The organism is Bacillus sp. Cr_A10 (assembly GCF_029222665.1).
Taxonomy (GTDB): Bacteria; Bacillota; Bacilli; order Bacillales_A; family Planococcaceae; genus Psychrobacillus.
This window is the reverse complement of sequence record NZ_JARHXR010000009.1, coordinates 659,135-672,031: the sequence shown is the minus strand read 5'-3', so window position 1 is coordinate 672,031 and position 12,897 is coordinate 659,135. Positions and strand designations below refer to the sequence as shown.

The 12,897-nt window shown below is 34.5% G+C and carries 12 protein-coding genes; 6 read left to right on the top strand and 6 right to left on the bottom strand.

Annotation, left to right across the window (positions count from 1 at the left end):
* Positions 1-76: 76 nt before the first annotated feature.
* The 4 genes from P2Q73_RS10590 to P2Q73_RS10575 all read left to right on the top strand — a co-directional run bounded on the left by P2Q73_RS10590 (position 77) and on the right by P2Q73_RS10575 (position 3,534).
* Positions 77-523: a MarR family winged helix-turn-helix transcriptional regulator gene (locus P2Q73_RS10590; protein ID WP_053589517.1), complete on the top strand. Its 447-nt coding sequence runs from the start codon at positions 77-79 to the stop codon at positions 521-523.
* Positions 524-627: 104 nt separating this feature from the next.
* On the top strand, positions 628-2,007 hold the full coding sequence (locus P2Q73_RS10585; protein ID WP_275786760.1) for an NAD(P)-binding domain-containing protein: 1,380 nt from the start codon (positions 628-630) through the stop codon (positions 2,005-2,007).
* 12 nt (positions 2,008-2,019) lie between these two features.
* Positions 2,020-2,244 (top strand): hypothetical protein, encoded by a 225-nt coding sequence (locus P2Q73_RS10580; protein ID WP_275786758.1) that lies wholly within the window; start codon positions 2,020-2,022, stop codon positions 2,242-2,244.
* 1,080 nt (positions 2,245-3,324) lie between these two features.
* Positions 3,325-3,534, top strand: coding sequence for a hypothetical protein (locus P2Q73_RS10575; protein ID WP_275786755.1), 210 nt, complete (start codon positions 3,325-3,327; stop codon positions 3,532-3,534).
* Here P2Q73_RS10575 and P2Q73_RS10570 read toward each other — a convergent pair.
* Genes P2Q73_RS10570 through parE form a run of 3 tightly spaced genes read right to left on the bottom strand, consistent with a single transcriptional unit; the run spans position 3,531 to position 9,124 of the window.
* On the bottom strand, positions 3,531-4,715 hold the full coding sequence (locus tag P2Q73_RS10570) for an MFS transporter (protein ID WP_275786752.1): 1,185 nt from the start codon (positions 4,713-4,715) through the stop codon (positions 3,531-3,533). The genes P2Q73_RS10575 and P2Q73_RS10570 overlap by 4 nt on opposite strands.
* 9 nt (positions 4,716-4,724) lie before the next feature.
* Positions 4,725-7,157, bottom strand: a complete 2,433-nt coding sequence (gene parC, locus P2Q73_RS10565; RefSeq protein ID WP_056829931.1) for a DNA topoisomerase IV subunit A — start codon at positions 7,155-7,157, stop codon at positions 4,725-4,727.
* Positions 7,154-9,124 (bottom strand): DNA topoisomerase IV subunit B, encoded by a 1,971-nt coding sequence (gene parE / locus P2Q73_RS10560; RefSeq protein ID WP_275786748.1) that lies wholly within the window; start codon positions 9,122-9,124, stop codon positions 7,154-7,156. Before parE ends, parC begins: the two co-directional genes overlap by 4 nt.
* Positions 9,125-9,562: 438 nt before the next feature.
* Here parE and plsY point away from each other — a divergent pair, with 438 nt between their 5' ends.
* Together plsY and P2Q73_RS10550 are read left to right on the top strand one after the other, a co-directional pair.
* Entirely contained in the window at positions 9,563-10,168 is a 606-nt protein-coding gene (gene plsY, locus P2Q73_RS10555; RefSeq protein ID WP_053589448.1) for a glycerol-3-phosphate 1-O-acyltransferase PlsY, read from the top strand.
* Between the two features lie 69 nt (positions 10,169-10,237).
* Positions 10,238-10,531: a HesB/YadR/YfhF family protein gene (locus P2Q73_RS10550; protein ID WP_275786743.1), complete on the top strand. Its 294-nt coding sequence runs from the start codon at positions 10,238-10,240 to the stop codon at positions 10,529-10,531.
* A 9-nt stretch (positions 10,532-10,540) separates the two neighbouring features.
* Here P2Q73_RS10550 and P2Q73_RS10545 read toward each other — a convergent pair whose 3' ends face one another.
* The 3 genes from P2Q73_RS10545 to P2Q73_RS10535 all read right to left on the bottom strand — a co-directional run bounded on the left by P2Q73_RS10545 (position 10,541) and on the right by P2Q73_RS10535 (position 12,879).
* Positions 10,541-10,843, bottom strand: coding sequence for a hypothetical protein (locus P2Q73_RS10545; protein ID WP_053589446.1), 303 nt, complete (start codon positions 10,841-10,843; stop codon positions 10,541-10,543).
* Positions 10,843-11,268 carry an acyl-CoA thioesterase gene (locus P2Q73_RS10540; RefSeq protein ID WP_053589445.1) on the bottom strand — a complete coding sequence of 142 codons (426 nt, stop codon included), beginning with the start codon at positions 11,266-11,268 and terminating at the stop codon, positions 10,843-10,845. The genes P2Q73_RS10545 and P2Q73_RS10540 overlap by 1 nt, the downstream gene beginning before the upstream one ends.
* A gap of 111 nt (positions 11,269-11,379) precedes the next feature.
* Positions 11,380-12,879 (bottom strand): AMP-binding protein, encoded by a 1,500-nt coding sequence (locus P2Q73_RS10535; RefSeq protein WP_275786739.1) that lies wholly within the window; start codon positions 12,877-12,879, stop codon positions 11,380-11,382.
* Positions 12,880-12,897: the final 18 nt, after the last annotated feature.

Below are 12,897 nucleotides of genomic sequence, written 5' to 3'. Positions count from 1 at the left end.
GTATTTAATGAAATTTTAAAGTTATTTGTTGCACATTGCAAGTAAATGTTGTATATATAATATAAGAGGTGAAAACATGGAAAACAAACGTGAACTATTTCAATTGCTTACTCGTAGGTTTGGACTTCTTAATAAAAATTGTTGTTCAATCGGAGCCGTTGAAATATCATCCGTTCAAAGTCACATTCTTTATGAAATAGATAAACAAACATCACCATCCATGCAACAAATTGCAGAAACGATAGCAATGGATATAACGACTTTTAGTCGACAAATCCAGACACTTATAAAAATGGAATTAGTAAAGAAAACTCCTTCCTCAACTGACAAAAGAGTATATATTTTATCTCTTACAGTACAAGGGAAATTTGTAGCTACAACCATTGACGAATCGATGAATGCTTATTTAGAGGAAGTATTCTCCCATATGAATGAATTTGAAAGAGAAACAGTAATTCGTTCTATTAAATTACTAAATCAAGCTATGTCCAAATCAAGCGTTTGCTGTACACCTCTACTTTAAGCAAGAGTAAATCTTGCTTAAAAAAATACACATTACTTGCAAAGTGCAATTAATAAGTAATTTAATATTTGGTAATACAACTAAAAATTTATGGAGGTAAGAGAATGAATAACATTGAACTGAAACAAGTAAACACTGGGGGATGCTGCGCACCCGCTGCAAAAACAAATGTAGATGTAACAACATCTTCAAACAAGGAATTACCAATAGCTATTATAGGTGCCGGTCCTGTAGGTTTAGCTGCTGCTGCCCATCTAGCTAATAAAGGAGAACGGTTTATTCTACTGGAGTCAGGTGATAGTGTTGGTAGTAATATTCTAAACTGGGGACATGTAAGGTTATTTTCACCATGGCAATACAACATCGATAAGATAGCTAAAAAAACTCTAGAAAAACACGATTGGAATGCACCTGATTTAAATCAACTTCCATTTGGAAGTGAATTAGTTAACGAGTATTTGAAGCCATTAGCGAATTTACCTGAAATACACCCTTTTTTATCACTGAATACAAGAGTTGTTTCGATTAGTAAAAAAGGGTTAGATAAAATGAAGACTGCTAATCGTGAAAATTCGTCCTTTGTTATATACATTGAACAGAATGGGATGTCAAAAAGAATAGAAGCAAGGGCCATAATAGATGCTACTGGAACTTGGTCACAACCAAATCCAATAAATGCAGATAGTATTTGGACAAAAGAAGAAAGAGAATTAAACCAACACATTTATTATGGAATTCCTGATATTAAGGGAAAGCATAAAGAAAGATACAAAAACAAACGAGTTGCTGTTGTAGGTGGCGGTCATTCAGCCATTAACACAATTTTAGAACTATCACAGTTAAATGATGAAGTAGAAATTACTTGGATCATGAGAAAGAAAAACGTAGAAGATGCGTACGGTGGAGAAGATAAAGACGCTCTGGAAGCAAGAGGTGAATTAGGTAGCCGTATACATCAATTAGTTGATGCTAGTCATGTAAAAGTCTATACTCCTTTCCTTATTCACCAATTAACTAAGACAAATGATGGAATCGGAATTACTGGGGAATCAGAAGGTAGTGAAGTAACAATTTCTCCGGTTGATGAAATCATTGCAAACACAGGCAGCCGTCCAGACTTTTCATTTATAAGAGAAATCAGACTTAGTATAGATACTGCTACAGAGAGCGTGGAAGAACTTGCTCCTTTAATTGATCCTAACCTTCACAGTTGCGGAACAGTACGACCTCATGGTGAAGAGGTATTAAGACAGCCAGAAAAAGACTTCTATATAGTTGGAATGAAAAGTTATGGTCGAGCTCCAACATTCTTAATGGCTACCGGTTATGAGCAAGTGAGATCTATTGTGGCTCATCTTTCGGGTGACTTTGAATCAGCTAAGAAGGTTGAACTTGATCTACCGGAAACTGGTGTATGTAGTATTAATTTAACATCACAAAATTCTACTCAATCATGTTGCGGAATGGAAGCGTCTAAATGTTAGGGGTGGAGGTATTTGACTGTAAATAATGGGTCTAATTTGTCTAAAGAATATTTTATTTCCTATCTAAAACTGGTTATGGAAGCTAGATCTTATTCTTTAGAACAAGCAAAAACCTATATGTTCAACAACTTTTTTAAAAATAGTAAAGAAGTGTACGGAAAAGAAAGTTACTGTAATTTTTTATTAGCTATTGAAAAATTAAAGGAAGGAAGAGTTTTACAGTCAATTCAAAGTTAAAAAGAAAGTTCTTAGATTATTAGAAGAGAAACAACACCTTTCATATTTTAGATGGGGGTGTTGTTTACATTTAACAATGGGGAAAATATACAGTCAAAATGTTTATATATTCTTTCATTACACAAACGAACGTTCGTGTAATGAAAAGGAAAGAGGGAACAAGTATATGTGAAAAATATATTCAATTTGAAATGCTTTTTATACGAGAAGGACTATTTGATAAAATTAGTGATTACCAATTAAAGATCTATACTAAGCGAAGTCGGGTATTTGTAATGCTATCGGAACATTTGAATTATATAGATGAACAAATTAAAGTTCAAATTCCACTAAAAGGAGATAACTATCTATATTTAATTTACAATAATTTATTGTTTTTTTATTTTCAGTATCATTTTTGACCTGAACCTGAACCTGAACCTGAACCTGAACCTGAACCTGGACATGAAGGACATGAATGTCATGGCATTCTAGTTTTAATTTTCTCTTTATGATAGATAATCTAATTAAAAGCCTAGATATTCTTGTCTAAAATGTTTCGACATCAAAGGGGTAGTATATGAACGTTCGAATGTTAAAATAAATTTTAGTTTACATAATATAAATTATACGAAGTTGTATTTCATTGAAGAAGTATACTTGAAACAGTGAGATATCAGAAAGAATTTTGTATCAAATATCAATTTTATTACTTAATACTACAATCAATTTTTTTGTTTATATTTATTTTCATTGCATCCAATTGATCTCACTCACTAATTAAACACTAAAAGATTTTTATAGCTTTTCATCTTAATTATTATAACTGGTCAGTTTTGTTTATTTTTAAAAATAAATTAAGTTCATTTAGATTTCATTTTGTTGTTTTTAGCTTTAGTCAGTATTTTTTCCAATAGCTAACTACTTATGCATGATTATTTAAACACTATTTTCTACAACAACTCGGGATTCATTGCTACCACTTCCCCATTTGCTCCATACATACTAATAGATATCATTCTTACATTCATTCTCTTGTGTTTTTGTATAAAATAATATACTCTGTTTCTTGTAAGATATAAATTTTTAAGGAGTGGTTACATGGCTAAGTCTGCAGCACATAAAAAACGTTCTCACCAACTACGTAATACTGGTAAAGATGTTACAACTTTCCGAAATGATGTTGAATTTAGTATGCACGTGCGAAAAACGAAAACAAAGAAGGAAAAATTACAACAGTATCAAAACAAACATAAAAAGCATTTCCAACAAGGTATATTACCCCATGGAGATGCTTTTTATATTGCTTAATTGAATGCTAATTTACTTTTTTTCATTTGTAGCATAAAAATACATGTTAATGAAACACTAATTAGACCAAAAACAACTACCATATATTGCAATCCGATGATATCTAAAAGTGCACCAGTTGACAATAATACTAATTGAAATGCTACACGGTCTAACATATTTCGAAATGAAAAGAATCTTCCGTGAAACTCTTTGGGTACTTGTTTTTGAAAGATCGTCATTGCAGTGGGAAAGAAACATCCAATGGAAAAACCAAAAAGAGCAAAAGTCGTTAGAGTCAATGCAGGACTTTCAGCAAAGTATAGTAATATCTCAGAAAGTCCAATTATTATTACAAAGCTGAATAGAATATTACTTACTTTCCACTTAGATCCAATATATTTAATGACTAACGTACCTAGCATGAAGGCAAAACCTTCTACTGCATATATGGCACCTTTGATGGAAGAGGAATCTTGAATTTCACTAATATTAATGACAATTAAATTAAACGATCCCAAAAACAATAATGGAATTAAAGTTAAGATAACTGTCATGAGAACTGCAGTATTATCCTTTAACATTGGAAAAATTTCCTTAAATCCGCTTTTTACTTTCTCCCCATTTACAGTGACAGCTTCTTTCTCCTCCAATTTGAGCATACACGTAAATACCAGTAATCCAGCATATGCAACCATGGAAAAAATATATAGATATTGGATCGACCAATAGACTAAAACAAGGCCAGCAATAGCTGTACCAGCTACACGTGCAATTGTAGCAATGTTCATATGCCAACTGTTTAATTGTAACAAGTCTTTCTCATTCACTATCATTGGTAATGTAGCTTGCAATGCAGGAAAATAAAACGCAGCGGATATTTGTAAACTAATTAAGAATAAAACCATCCACCAAATAGATCCTGTTGCAATTGCTACGAACATAAATAGAACACTTAATATCCTACCTACACTAGATACTACTAACACTGTTTTTTTCTTAGATTGATCAATTATCCTCCCTGCTAGTGGGCCCATTAGTACACCGGCTAATAGACCGCCTGCGAGGATTAACGATTTATGAAAATCGGATGGTACTTTCTCTTGCATAAATTCTAGATTGCCAATGACTCCACTCCAGAGACCAAGTCCCGCAATCATTTCCCCTATTAACACAATCCAAACATTTGCATTTCTCCACATATTATTCCCTTACTCTTTCTGTTCAATTGGTTGTTTCCAAACTCGAACAAGTTGACCGTCTTTTTCTGTATCTACGATAAAGGATCCATTTGAATAGCGATCAGTTGGACGAAGTGAATTCGTTTGAACAACTTCTTGAACACCTTTTTCTGTTTCTAAAACAATTTCATCTGCTTTATTCGTCAATATAACAGCGAAAACTCTGTGAGGGTTTGACTTTAGTTCACGTAGAGTCACGATTCCTCGCTTTGCGCGTCCGCCAGATTCTATTTCTTTAAGCCCCATTTTTTTCACTGACCCACGCTGTGTTATTAATGTAATATCTTCCTGACTATCTTGAGAAATAACATTTACACTTACGACAAGATCATCATCTTTTAAGTTTATAGCCTTCACACCACCAGTTTTTACCCCTGTAATTGGTACTTCATCAAGTGAGAACCGGACAGAATAACTGTGATATGTCGTCAACAATACATCATCTGACGGAGAAACAAGTTGTGCAAGGATTAATTCATCTTCTTTTTTCAAATTCATTGTTTTTATTGGACGTGCATAACGTTGAACAACATAATCAGAAAGTAATGATCGTTTAATCTGTCCTTCCTTGGTTGCTGTAAGGACACATAGATCAAGGTCAAACGTCTCAATTCCTATTACATTAATAAGTGATTCATTTGTATCTAATGGTATTATGCTTGAGATATGTTGGCCAAGATCTTTCCAACGGATATCCGGAAGCTCATGTACAGGCTGATAGATATAGTTACCTTTAGAAGTGAAAAGAAGTAGATGATGCTGCGTGTTGATAGGCTCCTGGTATAATAAGTAATCAGACTCCTTGATAGCAAAATCTTGTCCGTTGGATGCAGTAAACGAACGCATACTCGTGCGTTTAATATAGCCATCTTTCGTGACTGTTACAATTACTTCTTCACTTGGAATTAAGACATCAAGTGTAACTTTTATCTCTTCAATTTCATCTTCAATTATTGATTTACGTGGTTCTGCAAATTGTTTTCTTACCTCTTGTAGTTCTTTTTTGATGACTTTTAAAAGAACGGTCTCACTAGCTAAAATACTCTCTAACTTTTTAACTAATGCATTCAATGACTCCTCTTCTTTTTGAAGCTCCGTAATATCCGTATTTGTTAGACGATAAAGCTGTAAGGAAACGATTGCCTCTGCTTGCGCTTCAGAAAATTCAAAGCTAGCGATTAAATTGTTTTTCGCATCACGTTTATCTTTTGATGCACGGATCGTTTTAATAACTTCATCTAAAATAGATAAAGCTTTCATTAAACCTGCAACAATATGCAGACGTTCTTTTGCTTTTTTTAAGTCAAATGCAGTACGACGGGTTACTACCTCTTTTTGATGACCAATATAAGAGTCTAATAAGAGAGGTAATGTCATCATCGTTGGTCTACGATTATGAATAGCAATCATATTGAAATTGTAGGTAACCTGTAAATCCGTATTTTTAAATAAATATTGTAGTATACCGTGGGCATCTATATCTTTCTTCATTTCAATAACAATACGCAATCCTGTACGATCTGATTCGTCTCGCACATCGGCAATGCCTTCCAAACGCTTATCGTGACGTTGTTCATCGATTTTTTTAACTAAATTGGCTTTATTCACTTCATAAGGAATTTCCGTAATGACAATTTGTTCTTTGCCACCCTTAATAGATTCAATCTCTGTTTTAGATCGAACGACAATCTTACCTTTTCCTGTTTCATAAGCTTTTTTAATCCCATCTACACCTTGAATAATCCCTCCTGTCGGGAAGTCAGGACCTTTTAAAACAGTCATTAACTCATCCACTGTTGCAGCAGGGTTTTCTATACGCATTAATACAGCATCTAATGCTTCGTGAAGTGCATGTGGTGGTATATCCGTTGCATAACCGGCTGATATTCCTGTTGAGCCGTTCACTAATAGATTTGGGAAACGTGCAGGTAATACGACTGGTTCTGTATCAGAATCGTCGAAATTTGCAATATAATCCACGGTATTTTTGTTTATATCTCTTAGTAGCTCATGAGAAATGGCAGAAAGTCTTGCTTCTGTATAACGCATTGCTGCAGGAGGATCACCATCAACAGAACCATTATTTCCATGCATTTCTACTAACATATGTCTCAGTTTCCAGTCCTGACTCATACGTACCATTGCTTCATAAACGGAACTATCACCATGTGGATGATAGTTCCCGATTACATTACCAACTGTTTTAGCAGATTTACGGAATGGTTTATCATTTGTATTTCCCTCTTGAAACATTGCAAATAATATACGACGTTGAACAGGCTTTAACCCATCTCTCGCATCTGGTAGTGCACGGTCTTGAATGATGTATTTACTATAACGTCCAAACCGATCACCGATTACTTCTTCTAGTGGTAAATTTTGATAACGTTCGGTTTGTGTCATACTAATTCATCCTCCGTGTGTAATCTATCATTTTCTAAAATATTTGAATCATCTTCTAAGCTAAAGTTTACGTTTGCTTCGATCCATTTACGGCGTGGTTCTACCTTATCTCCCATAAGTGTTGTAACATGCCTTTCTGCTCTTGCGCCATCTTCAATCGTCACTCGAACAAGAGTTCTAGTTTCTGGATTCATGGTAGTATCCCATAATTGGTCGGCATTCATCTCCCCAAGTCCCTTATAACGTTGGAGCATGTATCCTTTTCCAATTTTATTGGCTGCAGCTTCTAACTCTTTTTCAGTCCATGCATATTCAAAAACTTCTTTTTTTCCTATTCCTTTAAATACTTTATAAAGTGGTGGTAAAGCAATATATATCTTTCCATTTTCAATCAATGGTTTCATATAGCGGTAGAAAAAGGTTAATAACAATACTTGGATATGTGCGCCATCCGTATCAGCATCGGTCATAATCACGACTTTATCATAAGCAATATCATCGATTTGGAACTCTGCTCCAACCCCGCCTCCAATAGCATGAATGATTGTTGCAATTTCTACATTTTTCATAATATCTGCTAGGTTTGCTTTTTCTGTATTAATAACTTTACCTCGTAAAGGAAGGATTGCTTGGAATGTTCGATCTCGACCTTGTTTAGCGGATCCTCCTGCTGAATCTCCTTCGACTAAATATAGTTCATTTTTGGCAGCATTTCTCGATTGTGCTGGTGTTAACTTACCAGATAACATTTCTGAAGGTTTTCGTTTCTTTCCGTTACGAGCATCTTCACGTGCCTTTCTCGCTGCTTCACGAGCTTGTTGTGCACGAATAGCTTTTCGAATTAGAGAAGAAGCTAACTCTGAGTTTTCTTCTAATATATACTGTAGTTTTTCAGAAATGACAGCATCTACAGCGCTTCTTGCTTCACTTGTACCTAGTTTGCCTTTTGTTTGGCCTTCGAATTGTAATATATTCTCTGGGATACGAACAGATATTACCGCAGAAACTCCTTCTCGTATATCAGAACCTTCCAAGTTTTTAGCTTTCTCTTTTAACAAATTCGTTTTACGAGCATAATCATTAAATACTCTTGTTAAAGCAGCTTTTGCACCTGTTTCATGCGTTCCGCCATCTCGAGTACGGACATTGTTAACAAAAGACAGAATGGTTTCTGAATAACCATCATTAAATTGAAAAGCAAATTCAACTTCTATTTCATCATGAGAGCCTTCCATATAGAAAACCGGATGTAATACATCTTTTTCTTCATTTAGATATGCTACGAATGCTTCTATTCCTGTTTCAAAGTAAAAAATATCATGAGCACCTGTTCGCTCATCGAGTAGTTCTATTTTTAATCCTTTTAAAAGAAAAGCAGATTCTCTTAATCTTTCGCTTAACGTCTCGTAATTGTATTTAATGACTGAAAATATGTTAGGATCCGGCAAGAAATGAACAGAAGTTCCTGTTTCTTTAGTAGACCCTATTTGAGTCAATGATTGTACGACTTTACCACCATTTTCAAAGCGTTGCATGAACTTTTTGCCGTCACGATGGATAATTACCTCAACATATGAAGATAGTGCATTCACGACGGATGCACCTACTCCGTGGAGTCCTCCACTCGTTTTATATCCACCTTGTCCAAACTTACCACCCGCATGTAACACTGTAAAAATTACTTCTGCAGTAGGTATTCCAGTTCTATGTGTACCTGTTGGCATTCCACGCCCAAAATCACGAACAGTAATGCTTTGGTCTTCATGTATAGTTACAATTATATGGTCCCCAAAACCAGCAAGACTTTCATCTACTGCATTATCTACTATTTCGTATACTAAATGATGCAATCCTCTAGTATCTGTTGATCCGATATACATACCAGGTCTTTTCCGAACGGCTTCTAACCCTTCTAATACCTGAATATCATCATCACTATAACTTGTTAATAGTTCATCTTTACGCAAAATATGTTCCCCTCCAAAAAAAAACAAAACATCCGTTCTTAACTTCTATTTAAGCCTACAAACAGATTGTCGATGTGTCAATACTTACAGTACATAGGACAGAATTTAATTGTAAATAAATTTCTAGTGTAATGCAATCTGCCATACCATAGCTTTCTCTATTAAAGCTCGTTATTCCTTCATAGTAATACAATAACTTTATAAACAAAGTTCATAATAGCATAATAATTTAGTCATTTTTTCTGCATCAATTGACTATATATTACCTAACTCTAATGTTAGCTCATTATATATAATTAATTATACCGTTATAAAGTATTTTTTGGTTAGTATTATTAAATAGATATTTACTTACTAAACATTGAAGAGAGCTTTGTGTACATGGTAAACTAAGAAAAGTTCATTATATTATTAGTTTCATAATAAAAGGAGTATGCTATGACTACATTCATTTTACTTTTACTCGCTTATCTAATTGGTTCCATCCCTTCTGGACTTTGGGTTGGAAAGTTATTTTATAATACAGATATAAGAGAGCACGGAAGCGGTAATCTAGGTGGTACAAATACTTTCCGCACACTTGGAAAAAAAGCCGGTTTAGTAGTTACAATCATGGACATATTAAAAGGAACAGCTGCAACCCTTTTAGGTGCGTTACCATTTTTTGAATCTGCTAATGTACATCCTTTAATTTTAGGTATCATTGCTGTTGTAGGACATATGTTCCCTATTTTTGCGAAGTTTAAAGGTGGAAAAGCAGTTGCCACTTCAGGTGGAATATTATTGGGATATAACTGGCCTATATTTGTGCTATTAGTTGTTGGATTTTTCATTATCCTAAAATTAACTAAAATGGTTTCTCTAACGTCAATGATTCTTTCTATCATTGCGGTTTTATATGCTATTATTTATCACTATACTGTAGACCACGATTTACCATTGATTGGTATAGTACTACTTCTTGCAATTTTCATCTTTTATAGACATCGTACGAATATAAAACGAATCAAAGAAGGAACAGAACCGAAAGTCAAATGGATTTAGCAACTACGCACTTATTACCATGAGATGTAATATGCTCGAATGATTTTAAAGAAAGCTTGGTGATTACACATGAAAATATTCATCTCCACTGATGCACTAAAATGGTTCCATGACGAAATGGAAGTACAGAATGGCGACACAATTCGTTTCTATGCTCGTTATGGCGGAACTAGTCCAATAAACGAAGGGTTCTCCTTAGGAATGACAATTGATACTCCCGTAATTCCATCAGTAACTGTAACGATAGAAAATATCTTGTTTTTTATCGAGGAGAAAGATGAATGGTTTTTCAATGGTCATGATCTTTATGTAGATGTAGACACCCAGACGGAGGAATTAGCCTACTCCTATAAAAAAGCGTGACATTTATTGTCACGCTTTTTTAAACCTCTTAAGCTGTTCAAGTTGACCTTCTTTTTTCATAATGTCATATTCGTGTTTACCGAATAAGTCAAAATGAGGATATCCTTCTTTGAAATCAATCCATTCTTCTTTTAAACCGTACTGCTTACCCCACTCAATTAAAATGGAAAGATTACTACAGCCTACTTTTGTAACCGTATTACAACCTGGAAAACGTTTGTCGACCCAATAATGCGTTAAAAATGCAATTTGCTCATTATGTACATTTCGTTTCCATTCATTTAATTCATCACGTGTAATTCCAAAAGCCATTAAACAAGTTCCTTTGCAATTTCAGTATATTTCGAATCCCATTGCGGATTGATTTTTTTTAGTGAAACCGGTCGGAAATTATCTTTTTTGACGATAACATGCTCGGATGTAGCTTTTGATGCAATCGTTCCATCTTTATGTAAAATCTCGTATCCATAAGTAGTACGAAGTTTTCCATGGCTCTCAATCCAGGTTCTAACTGTTACTGTCTCTCCGTATTTTACAGAAGACATATAGTTAATATTGACATTCGTTACAGGGGAGATATATCCATCTGCTTCAAGGCCTGCATACGTGAATCCCAAGTCTTGTATCAATTGAGTTCGTCCAATTTCTAACCAAATAACATAATTTGCATGATAGACAACGCCCATTTGATCTGTTTCTGCATAGCGCACTTCTATTTCTTTTTCACTTATATACATCTTTCATGTCACCTCTATATATATTATACAGAAAAGTAACATAAAAAGCTGAAAAGTAAACCTATGAATGAGCATAGGAAGGAGTCAGTTATCGGAATAACTGACTCCGTGTTAACAGATTTCACTTTTTTTTTCGTTACTAGCTAATTGTTGTAATTTCTTTTTGTCTATTTTGCCAACATCGGTTCGAGGAAGTTCATTTAAGATAAATATTTTTTTCGGTACTTTATAGCTTCCGAGTGATCTTTTACAATAGGTAATTATTTCAGCCTCAAAAGATACGATCGATTCTTTACAGGTGACGAAAGCAGTCACACACTCTCCCCATTTATCATCTTCTATACCGATTACTGCTGCTTCTCGTATGTTTGGATGTAAAACGAGACACTGCTCTACTTCCTGGGGATATACATTTTCTCCTCCTGAAATAATCATCTCTTTTTTTCTTCCTACGATATAATAATCACCTTCATCATCAAACATAGCCAAGTCACCTGTTTTTAACCAGCCATCTACTTTTGCTATATTGGTTTCTTCTTCGTTGTTCCAATACTTTGTGAATACATGCTTACCTGAGATATATAATTCTCCTATTTCATTCTCATTACATAATTCGCCAAACTCATTCATTATTTTTACTTCATTAAATTGCATGCATTTACCAACGGATCCTTTTTTATTACTCGCTCTTTGAGGACAAATAAAAAAGTTATTAGGTCCAGCTTCAGTAAGACCGTAACCTTCTTTAAAAAGAATTCCCTTCTCTTCAAATTGGTTGTAAATAGTCTTTGGACATGGAGCTCCACCTGATAAAAAAGCTTTTACAGTTGGAAATGTTGCTCTTTTAATATAATCAGTCTCTAACATCGCTTGATACATAGTAGGAACAAATAGAGACATCGTCGTCTTGTAAATATTTAAAGCCATAAGTGCTTCTTCAGCATTAAAACGACTACCAGTGACGACTGTGCCCCCTGCCATTAAAATTGGAATACAAAGTGCATTTAGACCTCCGGTGTGAAACATTGGCATATAGTTTAATGTACAATCCACGTCGCTTAGTCCCCAACTAACAATTGTATTAATAGCGTTCCAATTCACTGCATCAAATGAAAGGACAACCCCTTTTGGCTTTCCGGTAGTTCCACCAGTATATATGATTAACCATGGATCCGTTGAACTCCATACTGATTTAGAAGGATAAAATTCAATTCTCTCGTCTAATACCTTTGTAAGTAGCAGACAATCTACTTTTTCAAATTTGGAACATATTCCTTGATGCTCTTCATCGTGGATGACCAATACAGGTTCACAGTCATTTAATATATAATTCAGCTCTGAAACACTCAATCGAAAGTTAAGAGGAACATATAAAATCCCTTTTAATCCACAAGCAAACAGGATCGCGAATAACTCAATTCGATTTTGAGAAAGGATTACTATTCGATCGCCTTTTACATACTGCTTTTCTTGAAAATAGTGAACCCATTTAGATATATGATCTGTTAACGTTTTATAATTCCATTGCTCGCCAGAATTACTGTCGATCAAAGCGGTTTTTGTCGGAGACAGTGCTGCACGTTTATATATCCAAGCTTGTTCTGTAAACACTTTGCAACCGCTCCTTTC

Bases quoted from the DNA above. Each gene is read 5' to 3' on its own strand.
- P2Q73_RS10585 (WP_275786760.1), top strand. From the start codon at position 628: ATGAATAACATTGAACTGAAACAAGTAAACACTGGGGGATGCTGCGCA.
- P2Q73_RS10540 (WP_053589445.1), bottom strand. From the start codon at position 11,268: ATGTATATAAGTGAAAAAGAAATAGAAGTGCGCTATGCAGAAACAGAT.
- P2Q73_RS10545 (WP_053589446.1), bottom strand. From the start codon at position 10,843: ATGGCTTTTGGAATTACACGTGATGAATTAAATGAATGGAAACGAAAT.
- plsY (WP_053589448.1), top strand. From the start codon at position 9,563: ATGACTACATTCATTTTACTTTTACTCGCTTATCTAATTGGTTCCATC.
- P2Q73_RS10575 (WP_275786755.1), top strand. From the start codon at position 3,325: ATGGCTAAGTCTGCAGCACATAAAAAACGTTCTCACCAACTACGTAAT.
- P2Q73_RS10550 (WP_275786743.1), top strand. From the start codon at position 10,238: ATGAAAATATTCATCTCCACTGATGCACTAAAATGGTTCCATGACGAA.
- P2Q73_RS10570 (WP_275786752.1), bottom strand. From the start codon at position 4,715: ATGTGGAGAAATGCAAATGTTTGGATTGTGTTAATAGGGGAAATGATT.
- parC (WP_056829931.1), bottom strand. From the start codon at position 7,157: ATGACACAAACCGAACGTTATCAAAATTTACCACTAGAAGAAGTAATC.
- P2Q73_RS10590 (WP_053589517.1), top strand. From the start codon at position 77: ATGGAAAACAAACGTGAACTATTTCAATTGCTTACTCGTAGGTTTGGA.